At 57.0% G+C, this 18,105-nt stretch carries 18 protein-coding genes; 8 read left to right on the top strand and 10 right to left on the bottom strand.

Features of this window, described 5'->3' with window-relative positions:
- Positions 1–156: 156 nt before the first annotated feature.
- The 3 genes from J2W46_RS34050 to J2W46_RS34040 form a co-directional block, all read right to left on the bottom strand.
- The gene (locus J2W46_RS34050; protein ID WP_310360352.1) at positions 157–564 is read right to left on the bottom strand and encodes a hypothetical protein; all 408 of its coding nucleotides are present in this window, start codon (positions 562–564) and stop codon (positions 157–159) included.
- A gap of 601 nt (positions 565–1,165) precedes the next feature.
- The gene (locus J2W46_RS34045) at positions 1,166–2,638 is read right to left on the bottom strand and encodes a DASS family sodium-coupled anion symporter (protein WP_310360350.1); all 1,473 of its coding nucleotides are present in this window, start codon (positions 2,636–2,638) and stop codon (positions 1,166–1,168) included.
- Positions 2,639–2,691: 53 nt separating this feature from the next.
- Positions 2,692–3,639 carry a lactate/malate family dehydrogenase gene (locus tag J2W46_RS34040; protein WP_310360348.1) on the bottom strand — a complete coding sequence of 316 codons (948 nt, stop codon included), beginning with the start codon at positions 3,637–3,639 and terminating at the stop codon, positions 2,692–2,694.
- Positions 3,640–4,121: 482 nt separating this feature from the next.
- Between J2W46_RS34040 and J2W46_RS34035 the strand changes: the two genes are divergently transcribed.
- Positions 4,122–4,295: a hypothetical protein gene (locus J2W46_RS34035; RefSeq protein ID WP_310360346.1), complete on the top strand. Its 174-nt coding sequence runs from the start codon at positions 4,122–4,124 to the stop codon at positions 4,293–4,295.
- 430 nt (positions 4,296–4,725) lie between these two features.
- Here the strand turns inward: J2W46_RS34035 and argH are convergent, their stop codons facing one another.
- From argH to sbnA, 4 genes are all read right to left on the bottom strand, one after another.
- Positions 4,726–6,246 (bottom strand): argininosuccinate lyase, encoded by a 1,521-nt coding sequence (argH, locus tag J2W46_RS34030; protein ID WP_310360344.1) that lies wholly within the window; start codon positions 6,244–6,246, stop codon positions 4,726–4,728.
- Between the two features lie 65 nt (positions 6,247–6,311).
- A complete protein-coding gene (locus J2W46_RS34025; RefSeq protein WP_310360342.1) occupies positions 6,312–7,763 on the bottom strand; it encodes an MATE family efflux transporter in 1,452 nt (483 codons plus the stop codon).
- An 89-nt stretch (positions 7,764–7,852) separates the two neighbouring features.
- Complete coding sequence (locus J2W46_RS34020) at positions 7,853–9,187, bottom strand: type III PLP-dependent enzyme domain-containing protein (RefSeq protein ID WP_310360340.1); 1,335 nt, start codon at positions 9,185–9,187, stop codon at positions 7,853–7,855.
- A gap of 137 nt (positions 9,188–9,324) precedes the next feature.
- Complete coding sequence (gene sbnA / locus J2W46_RS34015) at positions 9,325–10,317, bottom strand: 2,3-diaminopropionate biosynthesis protein SbnA (protein WP_310360338.1); 993 nt, start codon at positions 10,315–10,317, stop codon at positions 9,325–9,327.
- Positions 10,318–11,102: 785 nt separating this feature from the next.
- Here sbnA and J2W46_RS34010 point away from each other — a divergent pair.
- The 4 genes from J2W46_RS34010 (at position 11,103) to J2W46_RS33995 (ending at position 14,357) form a co-directional block, all read left to right on the top strand.
- Positions 11,103–11,966, top strand: a complete 864-nt coding sequence (locus J2W46_RS34010) for an IclR family transcriptional regulator (RefSeq protein ID WP_374726919.1) — start codon at positions 11,103–11,105, stop codon at positions 11,964–11,966.
- Between the two features lie 42 nt (positions 11,967–12,008).
- Positions 12,009–12,203 carry a hypothetical protein gene (locus J2W46_RS34005; RefSeq protein ID WP_310360334.1) on the top strand — a complete coding sequence of 65 codons (195 nt, stop codon included), beginning with the start codon at positions 12,009–12,011 and terminating at the stop codon, positions 12,201–12,203.
- Positions 12,197–12,628 carry a ParB N-terminal domain-containing protein gene (locus J2W46_RS34000; RefSeq protein WP_310360331.1) on the top strand — a complete coding sequence of 144 codons (432 nt, stop codon included), beginning with the start codon at positions 12,197–12,199 and terminating at the stop codon, positions 12,626–12,628. Before J2W46_RS34005 ends, J2W46_RS34000 begins: the two co-directional genes overlap by 7 nt.
- 1,411 nt (positions 12,629–14,039) lie before the next feature.
- Positions 14,040–14,357 carry a hypothetical protein gene (locus J2W46_RS33995; RefSeq protein ID WP_087751454.1) on the top strand — a complete coding sequence of 106 codons (318 nt, stop codon included), beginning with the start codon at positions 14,040–14,042 and terminating at the stop codon, positions 14,355–14,357.
- 606 nt (positions 14,358–14,963) lie between these two features.
- Here the strand turns inward: J2W46_RS33995 and J2W46_RS33990 are convergent.
- The 3 genes from J2W46_RS33990 to J2W46_RS33980 form a co-directional block, all read right to left on the bottom strand.
- Entirely contained in the window at positions 14,964–15,170 is a 207-nt protein-coding gene (locus J2W46_RS33990) for a hypothetical protein (protein WP_087751455.1), read from the bottom strand.
- 158 nt (positions 15,171–15,328) lie between these two features.
- Complete coding sequence (locus J2W46_RS33985) at positions 15,329–15,742, bottom strand: type II toxin-antitoxin system HicB family antitoxin (RefSeq protein ID WP_310360329.1); 414 nt, start codon at positions 15,740–15,742, stop codon at positions 15,329–15,331.
- Between the two features lie 39 nt (positions 15,743–15,781).
- Positions 15,782–16,054 carry a hypothetical protein gene (locus tag J2W46_RS33980; RefSeq protein WP_087751457.1) on the bottom strand — a complete coding sequence of 91 codons (273 nt, stop codon included), beginning with the start codon at positions 16,052–16,054 and terminating at the stop codon, positions 15,782–15,784.
- A gap of 412 nt (positions 16,055–16,466) precedes the next feature.
- On the opposite strand from J2W46_RS33980, the gene J2W46_RS33975 reads away from it, so the two are divergent.
- The 3 genes from J2W46_RS33975 to J2W46_RS33965 all read left to right on the top strand — a co-directional run bounded on the left by J2W46_RS33975 (position 16,467) and on the right by J2W46_RS33965 (position 18,080).
- On the top strand, positions 16,467–16,703 hold the full coding sequence (locus J2W46_RS33975; RefSeq protein WP_087751458.1) for a hypothetical protein: 237 nt from the start codon (positions 16,467–16,469) through the stop codon (positions 16,701–16,703).
- 579 nt (positions 16,704–17,282) lie between these two features.
- On the top strand, positions 17,283–17,738 hold the full coding sequence (locus J2W46_RS33970; protein ID WP_087751460.1) for a DUF2934 domain-containing protein: 456 nt from the start codon (positions 17,283–17,285) through the stop codon (positions 17,736–17,738).
- A gap of 24 nt (positions 17,739–17,762) precedes the next feature.
- Entirely contained in the window at positions 17,763–18,080 is a 318-nt protein-coding gene (locus tag J2W46_RS33965) for a hypothetical protein (RefSeq protein WP_310360327.1), read from the top strand.
- The last annotated feature ends 25 nt before the right edge of the window (positions 18,081–18,105 follow it).

The following is an 18,105-nucleotide window of genomic DNA, read 5'->3' as shown; positions in this document are numbered from 1 at the left end:
TCATGTCCATTTCGGGTTCCTCCTCGTTGACCGGCCGAACATGTCGCCAATCATGCGCCACGTCTCAGTCGGGTGAGGAGGAGTCCATCCCATTGGTTGTGGCCGATGCTCGCCCGACGTTAGGGGCGGGACGTCCACGGAACGTGATGTGAACGGTCATTCGGTGATGCTCCACGAACGGCATACGATCTCATAGCAAGGCCCATCGTCAAACGTAATCATCAAATGCTGCAAGGCACTCGTAGCCGCAGGATCTTTCTTTCCTGTGCTTCGGACTTCGTCTAACCACGCGCTATCGAGCGAGACAAGTTTCCCGTACGCGAAATTGAACATGTCCGCAGTACACGAGGTCAGAAAAGTGCACTTGTAGCATTCCACCCCGGTGAACTGCAGCGCGATCGCCTCGGTGGTTCCATCGTCGCCCTCGATCAATAATTTCAACGCGCACTCGCGCCGTGGAAGGACGACAAATTCCGGGCTATGCAATAAAGCTGACGCCGCGACAGGAAGTTGCCAATGTTCTTTCATTTTTTTGGTCCGGGCGAGAGATGCTAGCTGTTCCATGTTTCGCGATTGTCGACGATCCAACCCTCACTGTCGAACGACCGAAAGTGGCCGATCGGGTGAACTCGCCAATGGCCGCTCATGGGCGCTCTGGTTCGCAAAAACTGAATTCTGCTGACTGACCGGTTTGGAGAAGGTCATCTGGCCGCAGTGGGTCGGGCTGCGTCACTCCGCTCATCAGGTCTCCCCAAAACGGCCAGTGGAATTGCGATGCATCGAAGCGGCCAGTCGTCAGTGCACGCTCCCCGACCCGTTGCAGCCGCTTGTTCCTTGTTCGAACGTGGTCCTTGCGTCGCGCTTTGAAATAAACACTCACTCGAAGGCTAAAGTTGCCAGCGACCGACATAGTCTGCGCGAACAGCAAACGGCGAACCGGATTTGGCTCCCCGCATGCAGCGTGCGACGCGCGCCTGAAACAAAGCGACGTATTCCTTGCGTCATACGCGTCTCGCCCGGCATTGTGCAAGGCCTACATGAGGCGTGCTGGCACGTCGCATGACTCCATCGGTATCGGGATCCACAACGCAAGCGAACCCAGGATGTATGTCGTCCTCTCTGCGGCCACAACGTGACCGTGTTTGAGACAGTGGAGTAGATCGTTTCAAATGTGGCCCAGCGCCTTCCACCAGAGCGGTCCCACCACGAGCCAAACTGCCATGTAGACGAGGCTCATCAGAAAACCTGCCTTCCACCACTGGCCCTGTGAAACATAGCCAGCGCCGAACATAACCGGACCCGAGCCGATACCGTACTGGGTCAGGCAGCCGTTAATGTTGCTCAGGACGCCAAGTGCAATCGCCGCGACGAATGGCGGCACACCAGCGGCGACCATCAGCGCCATGGATAGGGGAAACAGTGCGCTGATGTGCGCGGTAGCACTCGCGAAGAAGGAGTGGATGTAGACATAGATGGCGGCAACCAGCATATAGACGGCCAGCCGGTGGAAACCTGCCAGATGGGCACCGAACTCCTTGCCGAACCAGGTGACCATGCCATATTCATTGAGCTTGGATGCCAGCATAATCAGCAGCCCGATCCAGATCATGGTGTCCCACGCGGATTTTTCATTCAGGGCGTCCTGCCAGGTGAGTACGCCGGTAATGAAAAGAAGTGAGACTCCCAGCGCTGCTGCAAGCGTTGCGCCAATATCCAGCTGGTCGCCAAAGATCCAGAGCACCAGCAGCCCGATGAAGATCAGCGCCATGATGATCTCATGCGCTGAGATGGGCCCCATGGTGTTGAGCTCCCGTTGAGCCAAGTCCGTGGCGTCGGGTGTCGAACGAAGCTGCGGTGGCGCGATCCAGAGCATGGCAACCGGAATGATTGCAAGACATAGCAGGCCCGGGACGGAGGCGGCTACCGCCCAGTCAAGCCAGCTGATCGAGATCCCCTGGTCCGCGGCGAACTTGACCGCGAGGGGGTTGCCCGCCATGGACGTGATGAACATGCCGGCGGCCACGATATTGGCGTGGAATGCGCAGAGGATCAGGTACGTGCCCACCTTGCCACGGGATTGCGGGTCGTCCGCGTCACTGCCGAGAACTTCCGAAATGGCTTTCGTGATCGGCAGCATCACGCCACCGGCGCGAGCCGTGATGCTGGGCATGGCGGGAGAAATTACGAGTTCGGTCAGGATAAGCCCGTACCCCAGCCCCACGGTTCGTTTGCCCAGCAGACGCATGAAGACGAGCGCGATGCGCCTCCCGAGGCCGGTCTTGATGACGCCGCGGGAGATGAAAAAGGCAAGCATCACGAGCCAGACCAGGTCTGTACCCGTGGCTTTGGTGACGTCGGCGAACGACACCACGCCGACGAGCACCCCGATCGTTGCACCGATGATGGCGACCGCGGCCATTGGCAAGGGAGACGTCATGATCCCGGCGATGGTCGCAACGAAGACCGCGAACATGTGCCACGCCTTGACCTGTAGACCGTCCGGCGTCGGCAGGAACCAGAGGACCACGCCAATGCCCACCGGGACAAGAAATTTCCAGACCTGTCCGAGAAACCCGGCCGTTGGCTTCGTTGAGCGGGCTTTGATTTCGGCAGATGCCTTTTCAGGTTGTTGAGCCATGAGTAACCTCGTCGCAAGGGATCTTGCGCGTCTATCCGCGTCGTCTCGAGGCCTTACTGGTCAGTAAGCACGCGGTCGGTTGCTTCCTTCATGATGTGCGCACTGCGCAGCAGGGCCTCGCGCTCGGTCTCGTCAAGCGCGGGATAGGCCAGCAATTGGGCGCCGTTGCCGTTGATAACCATCGGCAGCGACAGGCAAACGTCGGCTACGCCTTCAACTTCGGCGTGCACGACGCCCACCGTCAGAATGAGGTCCGTGTTGTGGACGATGGCCTCGCAGATCCGGGCGATCGCGCTGGCGATGCCGTAGTGGGTTGAGCCCTTGCCTTCCTTGATGAGTTTGGCAGCCTCATGCACGGAACGCAGTATCAGATCGCGACTGGCAGGGCCCAGCTCCTTTCCGCTTCGGGAGAGAAACATGTCGAGCGTCATGCCGCACACAGTCGCACCGGACCACGCGATCAGGGCCGACTCGCCGTGCTCACCTAGCACATATGCGTGAATCGCAGACGCAACGACTCCGAGCCGCTCCGAGAGCAGGGCGCGCAGTCGGCCAGTGTCGAGAGAGGTGCCCGTGCTGATCACACGTTGACGGTCGCAACCCAGGCGGTCAAAGACGGCCCCCGCCAACACATCGCAGGGGTTGGTCGCAACGACATAAATCGCATCAGGCGCAAGAGGAGCCGTACGATCGAAAATTTCGCAGGCGATTTCAGCGTTCGTTTTAGCGATGTCGAGGCGCGTCTGCCCCGGCTTGACGCCGACACCAGCCGTGATCACGATGATGTCGGCATTACGCGCATCATCGTATTCCCCGGCGTGAAAGCGGTTATGTCCCCAGAATGTCGCGGCGTGCGCCAGATCCAGAACCTGGCCCTCTGCGCGCACCCGGGCCATATCGATGATGACGATCTCGGCGCTAGGGACGGTCGATGCCACAAAGAGCGCCGCCGATCCACCGACCAAGCCTGCACCAACGATGACAATTTTGGGTTGTCGCATGGGTGATCCTCAGATGCGCCCGGCGCCGAAGGGAAAAACTCGCCACCTGTCTCTCGCGTAGAGTAATATGCGCGGCCCGCGGGTCAATCGGACGATGGTCCTATAAGCATGGGCGACGGATGCGCCCGAGCTGGCTTCACCCGGTACGCGATGCCCAGCCAGCTGTCGGTACTCGAATGGACCGCGCGCAGCGCCACCATCACGATTGCTTCGTGGTCGCTCCGGGGTATTCGGCTGCGGTGGGGGGTCTGTATGTGAGCGCAGGAATGCCGCGTTGCTTCGTTTACCAAGCCACGCGCGCGCGACGGCAGCCGAAGACGACGCCATACGCGCCGCGCGCAAGATTGGAGCTTGACGCGGCGTTAGACAACTACCATCCTGAAATGTCCGCGGCTCGGCACCTTGTCGACACTTGGCCGACCTGCTAGCGCCCACAGAGTAACTGAGTTGGCGGTACCCTCCTCTCGTCATGGAGGTCTACCATGTGGGTCTGTGACCGTTGCAAATTGCTTGTGACGCTGGAAGTTGCGGAACCGCAGATCGACGACGAAGACATCCATTTCATCGGCCCGGTCTGCCATCGACGGAACGGACTCCGCGCCCTTCCCCGCCTCGATCCCGATGACCCGCTCGAGCTTGAGCAAATTGACAGATGAAGGGCACCTGGCCAAAAGTCGCCTTCAGCGGCGATGCGCGGACAGTCGCAAAAACCGTCGCGAAGTTCGCGATACGTCCAGCAGTTGCTGGTTGCGCTTGCGCATAACTGGCAGCCTCTCGCGCCTGTCGGTAATCCATCGTTCGTCAAGACGGGTTCGCTGGCCGCTTACGGCTAATGCTCATGTAGGCGTCACCTGCCGTCGTCGCAATCTTAAAACCGCTTCGTGTCGACAACCGGACGTCTTAATGCCGTGGAAGGTCTTCATTCTGGTCCTCAGGTGTTTAGGTATCTGATACCTCTAAGGGACGCTCGAGTCGTTGCGACATTCCGGGCCGGCCACCCCGGTTCCTTTACAGGAGCAACACGAGGTCTAGGAAACGTGCGATCGCGGGACGGTACACACGTCGCTACGTGTAAGGCCGAACCGCCTAATGTCCGGCAGGTTCAGTTAAGGGATTATCGATGATTGTTGCAACAGCTTGGCTTAGCTCGTCCGCGCTTGCGCTGAGCCGCTGTCGGCGTAGATCGAGTCTCGTCATATGGTCGCCGATTTCAGCGAGCGCGTCATCTATGGTGCGTTGGACAGCGGCTGGCGCAGGCCCCCCTATCCCGTCTCGGCGACGTACGTTCTTCATGGGATCGAGCGCGTCGAAGACAGCTTGTGGGAGGATTTTCAACTCGTGACCGACCTGGTCCATCGCTGCCCGCTGAACCATGTCCATATCAATCTGGTCGGCTGTCTTGCGTTGCTCCTTGGCTGTGTCAACCACTCGTGCGATCACTTCATGTGCCTCCCGATAATCAAGGCCGGCTTCTCGCACGACTGCATCGGTAAGATCGGTCATTGTCGCGAAGTTTTCGGTGGCATAGCGCAGCATTTGGAGTTCGTTAGCGTGCAAGGTCCTTACCACTCCGCTCATAGCGTGAGTCGCGGCTATCAGCGAATCGAGCGAGCGAGGTTCAAGGCCCACGCGGGCGGCGCTGTACTGGTATTCGACAGCATTGAGCGATGTGAGAATGGCAACCAGCGGCCCCATCGAGGAAGCAGCGACTTGGCGAATCCTCTCGAGAGAGTCCGGATTCTTCTTTTGCGGCATGATACTGCTTGCGCCAGCAAAAGAAGCATCGAGTTCAGCGATTTGGTACTCGTCTGTAGTCCATAACTGGATTTCCGAAGCCAGTCGGCTAAGGCCACTCAAGTAGATCGCATTGTTGGCCGCAAACTCTGCAACGTGATCCCAACCAGCTACACCTTCGATCGTATTAACAACCAGGGCGTCAAACCCGAGCAAGTGAGAGGTCCGAGTCCTGTCGAGCGGCCAACCGGTTCCTGCAGTTGCCGCTGATCCCAGGGGACACTGATTCATTCGGACGTACAGTTGTTCGTAACGGGCAATGCTTTTGCTTAGGCTTTCGCTGATCGCCATTAGATAATGCGCCAAGGTAATCGGTTGAGCTTCTTTTCGTTGGGTATAGACGACCATTACAGTTTGAAGATGCTCTGCAGCCTTTTCGACGACGGCCTGACGCAGTAAAACGATTGCTTCAATGGTGCGGTTCAACTGATCACGGAGAAACATCCGGCCAACGGTGTTGGCGAGGTCGTTTCGGCTGCGACCAAGGTGCATTTTCCCGCCTACCGGACCAGCGATTCGTTTCAGCGCCGCTTCGTATGGAAGGTAAGTGCGAAGTGATACGTCGCTGTTCGCTTTCTCATCGACGATGGTTAGGCCGCGGAGGATCGCCGCGGCCTCCTCGACGGTAAGGATGGAACGCTCCGACAGCATAACGACGTGTGCTCGATGCACCTGCGTTTCGTAAGGGAACGTGGCCTCAATTATTGTTTTGGCTTCTCGGTCGAAGTCGTAAAGTTCTTGGAACTCGGGCGCTTTTGGCACGGAGCTTCGGCCGATGCGGGTCGCATCTTTGAGATTGGGGCTGTTGAGCATAAGGCGGATCCTCCTGTTGACGTGTTGCTGGCAACCGATGTCAGTAGTGAGACATTGCGCGACGTTTAGCTTGGAATCTTTTGATGGGCGTGAGCATCCGCACTTCCGGCCTCACGCTTAATCAGCTGGTGATGGTAGGTCGGCTCGTCTTTGCGTCTCCTCGCGGCGCTTAGATCGCGCCTGAAACGCTGCCAAAGTAAGATGCTTGTTACGCCGAAGCCGACGCAAAGCCCCGACCACACGCCTGGGCCCTTCCGCCCCGCACCAAACGCCAGAAGGGCCATAGCCGGGATGCCCACGAGCCAGTACCCGACGAGCGCACTGATTAGTCCTGTTTTCGTGTTTCCCAGTCCTCGCAAGAGCCCGATACAAATATTCTGAGACCCTTTTAGCAATTGGTGCGCGATTGCAAACCAAAGCAAGATCGAGGCTGCGGCCGTTACCGAAGGATCTGCATGCATCCCGAGAAATGGCCGCAGCACGACCTGTGGAACAAAGATATACAGGAGACCTAGTAAAAACATAAGCGAAGCGCTGATGGCAAGGGTTTGACGTGCGATCGCCGCAATTTCAGAATGCTCCCCCTTGCTCATCGCTCGACTGACGAGGATTGACGATCCTTGCGAGAGCCCGATGTTCAGCTGATATGCAAGGTAAGCGAGTTGATTTACGATGTTCGACGCAGCCAGTGCGACCGGTCCGAAGGTACCCATGAAAACAGTCGCTATGGAAGTAATGGCCGCCTCTGAACCGTACGTCAACGCGATGGGCGTGCCCGTACGCGCAATCAGCACCACAGTGGACCAAGGCGCGTTCCACCCATCCAGCGCAAGCAGGGGCCGCAAAACCCTGTCGCGCCTGATCATCCGCAGATAGACGATGAAAGTCCATCCTTGCACCGATGTTGTCGCGAGTCCTATGCCCGCAAGTCCCATCCGAGGAATACCCAACCAACCGTAGACGAAAGCCGCGTCGAGTAATGCATTGACGCCAATAGAGACAATAGTGACCGTCAGTAAAGAGCCGGCCCGTCTCATACCAACCGAAAACTGTCGCAGGACGTTGAGCCACAGCATTGGCAATAGGCCGGGTGCCAGAGTTGCCAATATCGGCTTAGCAAGTGACGTGACTCCGACATCTTGTCCGGCGAAAGCTAGGAGTTGGCCCGCAATCAAAAGGATGGTACCCGCGCACAAGGATACGATCATCCCGAGCAGTAATGAAGCGCGTAGCAAGTCTTTAACCTCCTCCGCACTGATCGCGTCAGGAATAGGCGAGCCCGTCCTTTTTTCGCTTCGTGCCACGGATGCGGCAACCAAATTTCCGACGCTGGTAACCATGCCAACGCACATCGTCCGGATTTGGTTGTATAGCAAGATGGCAAGCCCTCCGGCCGCCACTGCTTCAACGTTGATAAGGCCCATCATCAGAAGATCGGTGCTGGTTAGAGCGACCTGGGCAAGTTGAATTCCTGCAATCGGTGTTGCAAGCTGGACGATTTCGCGATAGTGGCGCATATCCTAGCGTTATTATCGATGCGGTTTGGGTGGTGCGATGCCCCGAACAGAAGACTCGTGAGAATCAGTGGCATGCGACTTTTCCGAAGCTATTTGTCAATCTTCCAAACAAAGCCTTTGGTCTCTGCAGCAACTACTATCTTCGGCGGGAGCGGAATCTGGTGAAACTCGCTCTCGCTTTTGTCCATTTGATATCCAGCCGTGTTCGGGTACACGACGACATCACCATAGCGTGGCGTTGCCGGGAACTTGATTTTCCGCCATGTAAGCATGTCATTTTCCATACAACTGGAGCCGCCTATCGCGGCGTGTATCGGTTCCTGGCGGCGAGGAGGCCCACGTTGGATGAGGATTGGCGTAGGAAGAAACTCGCTGTTTCTCCACTGCTCCGCCAGGCTCATGCTTACTCCAGCGACCGTCACGATGCCGTGGTCTGAATTCCGCTTGAAGCCCAACACTGGAAAGACGGTCATTCCCGTCCCGTCGACCAGCGCTCTTCCAGGCTCAAGATGAAGGTCGATTTTGGCAACGCGTAACTTTGTAGCCAACGTCGTATCCGCGACCGTTGTCTGCAAGATGGCATCTAGCATGGCCGCTCCCGTCGGATTTTGGTAGTAGGGGTAGAAATGTCCGAACGTCTTCTGCGCATGAAATTGGGAGGGTCTCAGCTGTTCCACGAACTTTCGCCAGTCTTCTTCTTCTACGTAGCTGCACGCAAACCCACCACCGATGCAAACCGTCGAAGCTCTGAGTCCAGCCTCGCGCGCCTGCTGACACTTATGAACTAGAGCAGAGGCTAGCTCCGCGCGCGGCGCCACCGTGTATCCGTCAAGGTGGAACGAAAACCCATCCATGATAATGTGGTCGCGAGCGCTCACGCAGCGGGACAATGCTTGTTGAAGGTCGTCTCGGTTCAATCCAAACCTGCTATCCGGGTGACTTGACGGAAGTACCCTCAGCAGTATTCGCAATGCGCTCCGGGATTGCTTAGCGATGGAAATTGCCCGCTCAAGCTCGTCCAACGCATCAATTGCAACGACTGAACCGTGACGAGATGCCAGCCAAAGGAGATCGCCGGTCTTCGCCGCACCCGTGACACCGATACGATTGCCCGGAACTCCGTTGGCAAGCGCGTGAACCAGCTCCGGCGCGCTAGCAACGTCGACGGATCCGTTCATCGTCGAGACTTGGCGCAGCCAAGCGCCAGCCTTGTTGGCCTTCTTACCGAAGTACACGTGGCCGGATACACCTGCGCCGACCAGAACGTCTTGGAATGCCTTGAGATTGCGACCGAACTCATCGGGGTTAATGATGTGATAAGGCCCGTCTACGCAGTGCTCAATTGATGCCAACATCGCGGCGTCATTTCTGACAGCGAACGCCCACTCCCGTTCCTTTGCTCGCATCGGATTGGTCGATTGCATAAATTTCCAGTTTGTGACGTAGGTCAGAGTTATATCATCGCACTGTTTTCAGTTTGACGATAAGCAGTACGAAAGGCTTGAGAACCGGGGACGGCACGGCATTTGTTCCGGCAACAAAACGAGGGGCATCTGTCGCGTTATGCCGGCTCCCGCTCTCTTTTACTCAGTGAAGAAAGATCCGCCGAGATTGGTGTGGCACCAAAGCGTTGGGCGACCCACGCATCAGAGTAAATCGTATCAAGGTATCGTTCGCCAAGGTCTGGCGAAATCGCGACTACGACGTCGTCGGGACGAATACGGTCCTTCCATAAGTGAATACCGGCTAGCACTGAACCAGTTGAACCGCCGGCGAGAAGTCCGTGGCTGCGTGCCAACCATCTACACAACGTCACCGCATCCTCCTCTTTGACCCGGTCCATGGCGTCAAGTCCTTCGGGATCAAATATCTCTGGTCGGCGGCTTGTCCCCAAGCCAGGGATGTGGCGTGGAGATGGTGGGAATCCGAAAGTCACCGATCCGACGCTGTCTATCGCGATGATCCGTGTCTGCGGCCGATGTGTGCGGAAGAAGGACTTACAACCCATCAACGTTCCTGTAGTGCCCGCACCGATGAAAAGGTAATCAATGGCTGAGAAGGCCTCGCTTATTGATCTCGCAGTAGAGTCGTGATGAGATGCCGGATTTGCTGGGTTCGCATACTGATTGAGCCAGATCGTGTCGGCGTCCGTTGCAAGCCTACGGTGGATATACTCAATGCGACTGCCTAAAAAGCCGCCGTTTACGTCTCGTTCACGCACAATCACGATTTCCGCTCCCATTGCGTCAATCGTTTTCCGATTTTGTTCTGAGGTATTCGGGTCAATAACACAAGTAAATCGGTATCCACGTTCAGCACAAACCATTGCCAACGCAACCCCAAGACTTCCTGAAGATGATTCGATAAGGCGAGTATTGCGACCTATACGCCCTTCAATCTCGAGTGCGTCGATCATCCCTACTGCAGCTTTTAGCTTGACCGAACCTGCCAAGTTAAGTGCTTCAATCTTGAGATTTACAGTCGCTGCGCACAGTCCATGAATTTCGACGAAAGCGCGATCGTTGTTAATGACACTGACGTTGCGGTTTTTCATTGGGCTCTCTCTCAAGTGAACTGCTTCGCGTGAGGCACGTGCAAACATTTATCTATTTCCGTCATCACGCGCAACGTTGACTCTAGGCGGGGCGCTGCGGAAGGTCAACGGAAAAGAGAGCGGCAAGCGGAGAATAATTAATTGATTCCGCCAACCGAAATTCGCTTCCGGGACACGTCGCAAGCAGTTCCACAGAAAGGAATAATTGTCGGGAGCGGTCAAATCACAATAAAACTTCGCGTTGGGCGCATTTAACAAATCTTACGGAATGTGAATATTTGATCCCTAAATTCTTACTCTTTGTAAAGAAACGCTTGGTTTTCAGAAACGGACAGGGTCGATCAAGATGCCATATTCTACAAACCGGAATGCTTAGCGCTTTGGAAGCTAAGTTAATAATTTTGATTGACGACTAGGACAGAAGATAGCTAGATTGCGCTAATCAAAATCACGTTTAGCGGAGGCGAGTATGCGGTTCGGTTAAATTCATACGCGCAAAATACGTCCTCTGCCCACATTCCAAACGCGGCATAAGGATTCAAGAGTGGCCCCGAGCGGCGGAGGACGACTAACACCGTTACAAATTTAATTGGAAGAGTTGCGGTGCGCCGCCTTGACATGGAAGGATTCCCTCGCCGACACGAGGCGGATCCGTTGGAGGCATCGGACCGTTTGGCTTTACCACCATTGCCTGATGAGCAAATATGCGCCCAAAACTAAGCAAGTCGCCTACAGCGGCAACTGTTAAGAAAGACGAGCAGGTCTCCAGCGAACCGGGTACTGGCATGCTGGAGCGGGCGTTTTCTGTAATTCGGGCGCTCGCCGCGCGGTCCGAGGGCAGTCGTATGACTAACGTGGCAAGGACGGTCGGTCTTAGGCAAGGCACCGTGCATCGCATCTTGCAAGCACTGATCGCGGAGCGCGTTGTTGAGCAGGACGAGCGCACTAAGCTTTACAGGCTTCGCGTTGACTTTTTTGTACTCGCGGCGGAGGCCGGCAATCCGAGCAACTTGCGCACCTTGTGTCGACCTGCATTGCTCCGACTATGTGGAAGCCTTGGTGAGACAATTTTTCTAATGGGCAGAAGCAGCTTCGACGTTGTGTGCCTTGACGTTTGCGAAGGGCCGTACCAGATCCGCTCATTCACAGCGGGCATCGGGGATCGGGTGGCACTAGGGATCGGTCAAGCGAGCCTTGCCATTCTTGCGTTTCTACCCGAGGCAGAGCGTGAAGAAATTATCCGTTTCAACGTGCCGCGGATCAGGGCATATGGACCGTTGGATGAAGTATATCTGCGTACCGCCATTGAACAAGTGCGACAAGCAGGATACTCAGCAACTAACAGCGGACTGATTGATGGGATGGCTGGTGTGGCAGTGCCGATGTTTGACCGTTCTGGGACAGCCGTGGCTGCCCTAAGTGTTGGGGCGTTAGCATCCCGACTCGGGGCAGAGCGGTTGCCGATGGTCGTTGAACTATTGCGGCGCCAAGCTGCTGCGATTGCCCCCAATATCAATCCCTTCGATGCAGCGCTTCATCTCCCAACGCAGCGATCGGGGCACGTACTCACGAGCCGCTGGTTCGACATCGAGTACGGGCGCTCGGCGCAAGCTTTCGCGCGGGCGTCGACAAGCAACGAAACCGCTTAAACCTTGCTTCGCACCGAGCGACTGACCGCCAGGACAAAAGAGATGAACAGCTACCAACTGATTGGTGAGCGGTGCCTGAGAAATGCCGACAACTTTGCCGATTACAAGTCGGTAGGACTTTCGTCGCTTGCACACCGCATCGGCCGCGTATTCGAGCCTGTCTCGATCGTAGTCGCGCTGACCCGCTTCGCGGAGGTCATCTGTCAACTTTCTGAGTGGAGGTTAAACAAATGCTAGATCAATTGCCATATTGCGTCGCCGTTAAGCCCGTATCGCTCCTGATCCAGTCTGAGATGGTCAGCGAGGAGGACGTGCGTCTGCTCGCTGCGGCTATCCGGGCAGCTGGCAAGTGGACAAAGCCAATTCCGATTGACAGACAAACGGGAATCGTTATGGATGGCAACCACCGCCTCAAGGTTGCAGGGTTGCTCGGCTTAAATTTCTTGCCATGCGTGCCCCTCGACTATCAAGACCCACGGGTGTTCGTGTCCCATTGGCGTTCGGGAAGCCCGTTTTCTCTTGAGAGCATCGGTCGGCGCATCTTGCAAGAGAGGGTGCTATTTCCGTATAAGACGACTCGCCACAGTTTTGCTCCGGCCCTTCCTCGCACCGAAATTCCGCTGACTCTGCTGGCGGGTGGTAGCTGTGCGACTTGGACGTAGGCACGCACTGGCCCGTGCACGTTTGGCCGAAAGAGTCTTGGGGTTGAAGCGCACTTCATGGCCTCACTTCCACAGGTCCTGGAGACGCCGCAGCGGCGGCTATGAAACCACGCGTACACCGTATTAAATCTATGGTCCTCCAATTTTTGCAACCACGATCTTCGATGTCATTGCAGGCTCGCTTAAATCTATCCGGCGTCGATTGTGAGGATCATGCCCCGCGCCACGATGAGGTTCGCGCCTGAAAGTCCTAAAAACTGTCTCGGCTTGTGAAAGCCTATCCAATACTCAGGTTGTCCTTCAGGCCGATGTGCCGTTCATGCCATCAAATTCCAGTCGTCGCAGAACCAGTTGGGTGGTTCGCCAGAAGGTGAGCCGCGCAGTCAGTCCGCAGCGACCGTCAATCCCGCGCAGTACGCGGTGCCGTGGGCTGCCATTGACACGCAGTTCGAGCCAGCTTCTTAGCCAGCTGTGGCCTTCCAGCCTTATTCGGCGGTGGCTGCGACCCTTCGGGCGCTAGCAAATGCGGTGAACATAGCTAGCAGAATTAACGAACACCAACAAATGCACCGCTGCGCTGTTCAACTGACCATTGCCGTGTAGCCATGACTGCGAACGCCGCCTGTTATAAGGGCCAGATGCGTATGTTGCACCGGTGCAAGCAACATTAACCTCCAAGCGAAAAGAACAGAACGTATCCTCATCGATTCAAGTTTGTTTGTGGTCCGAATGGATGCCAGATTCTGCGCGCCGTGATAGATCCGGGTGAAATTGCTACTGACTAGATGTCGTCCTACCTCATGCGGTCGTCGCTGATCAGCTTCACCACGACGCCGCCTGAACTCAGCGCGCTGCGTTCAACTGTCCGATATCAACATGCTGACAAGAACGGGCGTGGTCGGACGGTTACACTGTCCCTTGCGGGTCGGGCGGCGTCAGCGCGCTCCCCGAACTCATCGCTTTGAAAGCGGTCATCGGAATTTCGCGGCCCCGGAGCGGCCAGTCGGCAACGCGTACTCCGACCCTGAAGCGACATCCAACGTCCAACTCGCAGTTGTCCGCTCACAGGTGTGAGCAGACATCCCGGAAATCCGCATGGGTGGCCTGTCCCTCGGCTGTTCCCGGCAGCCGTACACGGTTGCTACTCGCCCACCAATTTCGACTTTGCGGAAGGCCCCGGCGCCGAACCACGTCATCGCGTGACGTTGTCCCGTCCGACGATTGTTTGCACAGTGCCGCTATCAGCAGCAATTGCGGAAAGCGCCCGGGCTCTATCTGTGCCGATAGCAACGTCCGCCCGCTGGACGAGGCGATGCGAATGGACGGATCAGTCCATGCGCAGACCGATAGTTGAGGCTCGTTGGCCAAAACAGCGCTACACTCAAAATGGGATAAATTCCGGAGCAGTGCCATGACCGACTCCACCCCCCAGAGCACATTTCGCGGTCTTCCCCTGACGCCGGAGCAGGACGCGGAAGTCAGGCACTACATAAAGAAGAAAGGGCAGCATGGCGTGCCGTGGGACACTCCGGAGTTGGATGCCATGCTTCGAGACATGCTCGAGCCCCCGGGCGACGACGATGGAGGACTCGGTTCCACCGTCGACGAAACGAAGGCGGCCACAGAACGCGCGACAGCTTCCATCGACGAGACCATGGAACCCATTGAAGCCTGCGAAGAGCGGAATGCTGCGATGGAAACCGAGGGTATGAGGGGACCGAAGCGTTGAGTCGCAGGCAGTGCTCGCGACTGGCGGTGAATTAACCTACGCGTTCGGCCCGTGGCATGAGCCTGTTGGGAACCCGGAAACACATCGACTGCGGCTCCGCCGTTCATCTTTGCAATCAGCGTCCCCCAACGGCGAGAAGACGGTCCTCGCCGTTTACTTCGGGGCCTGCTCCCCTGAGACATCCTTTCGATGTACGTCCTATCTGCATCAGGAGGAGATCGTGAAAGGCGATATGCATCTTGCACTCGCAACATTGAAGACTCTCGAGGAGGGAAAGCGCGCTCAAGGATGCGTTCGATGTTCCGAACCGGGGTGTGTGGTATCAGTTGAACGTGCTGGCCGACGCAGATCTCGTCCGCTCGATGGGTAGCGACTGGCGGCTAACCTGGGACGGCCACGAGTTTTTGAAGTCGGCGCAGCGCCACGGTCGCCCACGGCTTCACGTCGAAATTCATTCGGCCTCGAACTGGATGGCGGTATGGAACCGTACCCGTTCTTGTTATGTCTGCGCCAGCAGACCCGACATCAGAGCCCTTTTATGATTCTCCTACCGGGACGATGCACGCGTCACCGGAAAAAACCGGCTCTTCGCCGATTCTTCCACGTTCAGGGTCGCACAAAGCCGCTTCCAGCACCCAGCAATTTCCTTGCGTGCCTGACCCATTGCTTCGGCCGTCTGTACTGAGTCTTGTCGACGGCCCGCCCTTCATCTTCGGGGGCCACTGGCATGCCATCATCCGTCGCATTCGCCGCGGCTTCTCTCTGCTTCCTGCTTTCTGCCAGTTCTTCGGCATTTACCTGGTCATCAATCATGATGCACTCCTGCTATGGAAAAACTGGTTCGCCAACAGGCGGTTGGCGTCGCCCCCGATAGCCGGGCCGACGCGACACATCGTAAGGGTTTTGGACACTGACGCGCTCGCGGCGTGGGATGTAAGCTGTCGGCGAATACCCACGGGAAAAAACGGCACCTAGGACAATTGCCCTTCGTCTCGGTTTCCAAGTTCGTGTATAGCAGCAAGCGTAAAGAACGTAGAGCGCGTCGAGTGTCGCTCTTTTGTTGCAGCATCTACTCTCTGCAGCAAACTCTCGGGCAGACTGAACTGGACGCTCACGGCTTTCGAGGTAACCCGCATCAGATTGATCTCGATGAAAATCCAGATTCCTTGCCCATCGTCCATGTCGAGCGATTGCAGTTCCGATGTACTGCAGGTGGGAGCGGGTATGAGTTGCTCGCTGCGGTCATACATCAGTTCGACAACCTCCTGTGCCATGCGTTTCAGTTCATCGAACGAATGGCCACGCGCAACTGCTCGGGGAAGATCCGGAAAACTGGCACGAAAGCCGGCAGCTCCATCACGGTGCACATAAAGCGGATATTGCATGACCTGCTCCACTCAAGCCTTGGACTGACATTCGATGTGTCAGAGTCGGGTCGCCTCAACCTTGCCATCGACGATGTCTTTGCCGTATTGCATCGCGACCTCGATGGCGTCGCCCGCGCTGGTTGGACTTCCCGCGTCGAACAACGTTGCGAAGCGCCGGGCCTTGACCTCGCTGAAGGGAATGGTGTCGATTCGCACGACGGATGAGAACTGGCGCGGACCTTTGGCATACGGGTCACGGTGCAGCGGGAATACCTGGTGAGAGTACGCACGTAGCTCGTACCCTCTGTATTCGATGGTGGGGATGGTCATGATGGCGCGCTCCTTAAGCTATACCGACCGTCATGAAGCCATGCCTGTCCGGATGCGAAAAAGGACGGTCAGGTCATCTGGATGTTTTCACCATGCGCTCAATGCCATCGAAAAGCAAACTAAATCGTGACGTGGTGAATGTGACGGCTTGCGTCGTACTGGCATCGCAAAGACGACCTGCTCATGCACGTGGTTCTGCTGCTGCACGTGAGCCGCACACCACAATCGCCTACGCAAAGTCGGGTACCGCTTACACCGTTTGCGCGCGGCCATCGACGGTAACCACGCGACTGGCGCTCGAGTCGGCAACAGCGACGCTGGAAGGACCGGCGCAAAGGGATACATTCTCGTTCCGGCAGTAACATCTGAAATGGGTCACATGTTAGTCTCCGTCGACAGAGGGGAGGCTTCCATGCAGCGAATCATCACATACCGCGGCTTCGAGATTCACGTCGAATTGACTCCGGCTGCAGAGCAAACGTTTGACGTGACTTTTCTGATCAAAGGCGGTACCAACCTCGAAGTGCTCGGCGCGCGGGGAGGCCGCGTAAGGTTGCGCAACGGCCCTTTTACCGAGCGATGGGCCTACCTGGTGGCTGAAATTGCAGGTCAAGCCGCAATCGACGTGTTACTCGGGCCGGTCGACTGATTCCGCTTTTGTTTCCTGACTCTGTATCGGCAAAAAAGCTGCAAGGTCGGCGTCGGCCAGCGCTATGCTTATACTTGGACCAAGCCGGGTTCCGTTGAAGTCACACAGGTTATCGGAAACGTCTGCACCCCGGCATGCATCCCGACAACAAGACCGTCTGCGCCCGACACAAAGGAGCCCGAAAGATCTCTCCCGACGATTTTACGGCGGGTATAACCCTTGATGCGCTTTGCGCCGGCATCTGGTCGGTCATCTCGCCGGCCTGCGACAGCATGAAAACGGCGCAGTCGGTGCCCTTGGCCGAGCAGGCAGGATCGCTTGCTCGCTCCCAACGCAGAGTGAGGACAACGATTTCGTTGGCAGTGTATGCGTGGCAAACGGTTCGCCGCACATTCTCCGAGGCCTGTTTATAACCGGTCATGGGGTTGCCTGGCAGCGAGCTGCTCGCCGGTTCGTGACGGCGAGCTAGCGCGTCCGCATGCTCGGATCGCGCCGGCCGGTTTTGGCCTCTGCCTGGCTGACAGGTCCGGTGGTCAGCTATCGGCCCCCTCATCAAACGACAAACACAGGAAGACAGCCATGAGCGAACGACTGGTTGACGTCATAGATAGTAGCGGCACCGTGCTGCACACGTACCCGATTACGCTGGGCGAGTCGAGCAATGTCCCCGGCGACGCCGAATTCCAGGCGAAGGCGCTGGAAGCGGCAGCGCACAGCCGGCTTGTCCCGGACGCTGAGCTCTGCACTCTGACAGCCAGGCTGCACACGGGTCGGGGCGGTCAGATGGCTCCATACGGCGATGACCTGGAGAAAAATTCAGAAACGAAACTGGGTTTGGACCAGGCTGTTCGGGAACGCGCGTATCTGCTCTGGGAGAAAGAGGGATGCCCTGATGGGCGCGCGGACGAGTACTGGCATCGCGCTCTCGACCAGCATCTTCGGGAGCGGGCCTATGTTCTGTGGCAGCAGGAAGGAAGTCCCGAAGGGCGACAGGACGAATATTGGCGTCGGCTTGTCGATTTCCAGGCTCAGTGATTCTTGCCGGGCCCGGAATGTCCGGTGCGTACAGGATGGTCAACGGCAAGCATTGGCGACATCAGCCTCGACCAGGCCGGCCTGGTCGAGCGGATCGACTTCCGCTTCGCTGAACCACCGATATCCGAATTTGCGATACGCTTCCGCTCAGAAGCCCGGAGCGGCCTGCGCGTATTTGCGCCGACGGTCCGTCTAATGCCTGAGATGCCTGAGATGCCTGATACCAACAGCATTGACGGAAGCATCGAACTCAGGAATTTCATGTTGCTGTCACCGGTGACCAGTACGGCCCCGACGATACCTGATCGGCTCATGCTATTCACCTTGCGGATCAGCTTCTGAAAAAATCTTCAGACCTATGGCCATT

The organism is Paraburkholderia strydomiana (genome assembly GCF_031456815.1).
GTDB classification, from domain to species: Bacteria; Pseudomonadota; Gammaproteobacteria; order Burkholderiales; family Burkholderiaceae; genus Paraburkholderia; species Paraburkholderia caledonica.
This window is presented reverse-complemented; position numbering and strand designations above follow the sequence as displayed.

What these genes read in the sequence shown, in the direction of transcription:
- J2W46_RS34050 (WP_310360352.1), bottom strand. Translation starts at nt 564, where the DNA reads ATGGAACAGCTAGCATCTCTCGCCCGGACCAAAAAAATGAAAGAACAT.
- J2W46_RS34045 (WP_310360350.1), bottom strand. Translation starts at nt 2,638, where the DNA reads ATGGCTCAACAACCTGAAAAGGCATCTGCCGAAATCAAAGCCCGCTCA.
- J2W46_RS34040 (WP_310360348.1), bottom strand. Translation starts at nt 3,639, where the DNA reads ATGCGACAACCCAAAATTGTCATCGTTGGTGCAGGCTTGGTCGGTGGA.
- J2W46_RS34035 (WP_310360346.1), top strand. Translation starts at nt 4,122, where the DNA reads ATGTGGGTCTGTGACCGTTGCAAATTGCTTGTGACGCTGGAAGTTGCG.
- argH (WP_310360344.1), bottom strand. Translation starts at nt 6,246, where the DNA reads ATGCTCAACAGCCCCAATCTCAAAGATGCGACCCGCATCGGCCGAAGC.
- J2W46_RS34025 (WP_310360342.1), bottom strand. Translation starts at nt 7,763, where the DNA reads ATGCGCCACTATCGCGAAATCGTCCAGCTTGCAACACCGATTGCAGGA.
- J2W46_RS34020 (WP_310360340.1), bottom strand. Translation starts at nt 9,187, where the DNA reads ATGCAATCGACCAATCCGATGCGAGCAAAGGAACGGGAGTGGGCGTTC.
- sbnA (WP_310360338.1), bottom strand. Translation starts at nt 10,317, where the DNA reads ATGAAAAACCGCAACGTCAGTGTCATTAACAACGATCGCGCTTTCGTC.
- J2W46_RS34010 (WP_374726919.1), top strand. Translation starts at nt 11,103, where the DNA reads ATGCTGGAGCGGGCGTTTTCTGTAATTCGGGCGCTCGCCGCGCGGTCC.
- J2W46_RS34005 (WP_310360334.1), top strand. Translation starts at nt 12,009, where the DNA reads ATGAACAGCTACCAACTGATTGGTGAGCGGTGCCTGAGAAATGCCGAC.
- J2W46_RS34000 (WP_310360331.1), top strand. Translation starts at nt 12,197, where the DNA reads ATGCTAGATCAATTGCCATATTGCGTCGCCGTTAAGCCCGTATCGCTC.
- J2W46_RS33995 (WP_087751454.1), top strand. Translation starts at nt 14,040, where the DNA reads ATGACCGACTCCACCCCCCAGAGCACATTTCGCGGTCTTCCCCTGACG.
- J2W46_RS33990 (WP_087751455.1), bottom strand. Translation starts at nt 15,170, where the DNA reads ATGATTGATGACCAGGTAAATGCCGAAGAACTGGCAGAAAGCAGGAAG.
- J2W46_RS33985 (WP_310360329.1), bottom strand. Translation starts at nt 15,742, where the DNA reads ATGCAATATCCGCTTTATGTGCACCGTGATGGAGCTGCCGGCTTTCGT.
- J2W46_RS33980 (WP_087751457.1), bottom strand. Translation starts at nt 16,054, where the DNA reads ATGACCATCCCCACCATCGAATACAGAGGGTACGAGCTACGTGCGTAC.
- J2W46_RS33975 (WP_087751458.1), top strand. Translation starts at nt 16,467, where the DNA reads ATGCAGCGAATCATCACATACCGCGGCTTCGAGATTCACGTCGAATTG.
- J2W46_RS33970 (WP_087751460.1), top strand. Translation starts at nt 17,283, where the DNA reads ATGAGCGAACGACTGGTTGACGTCATAGATAGTAGCGGCACCGTGCTG.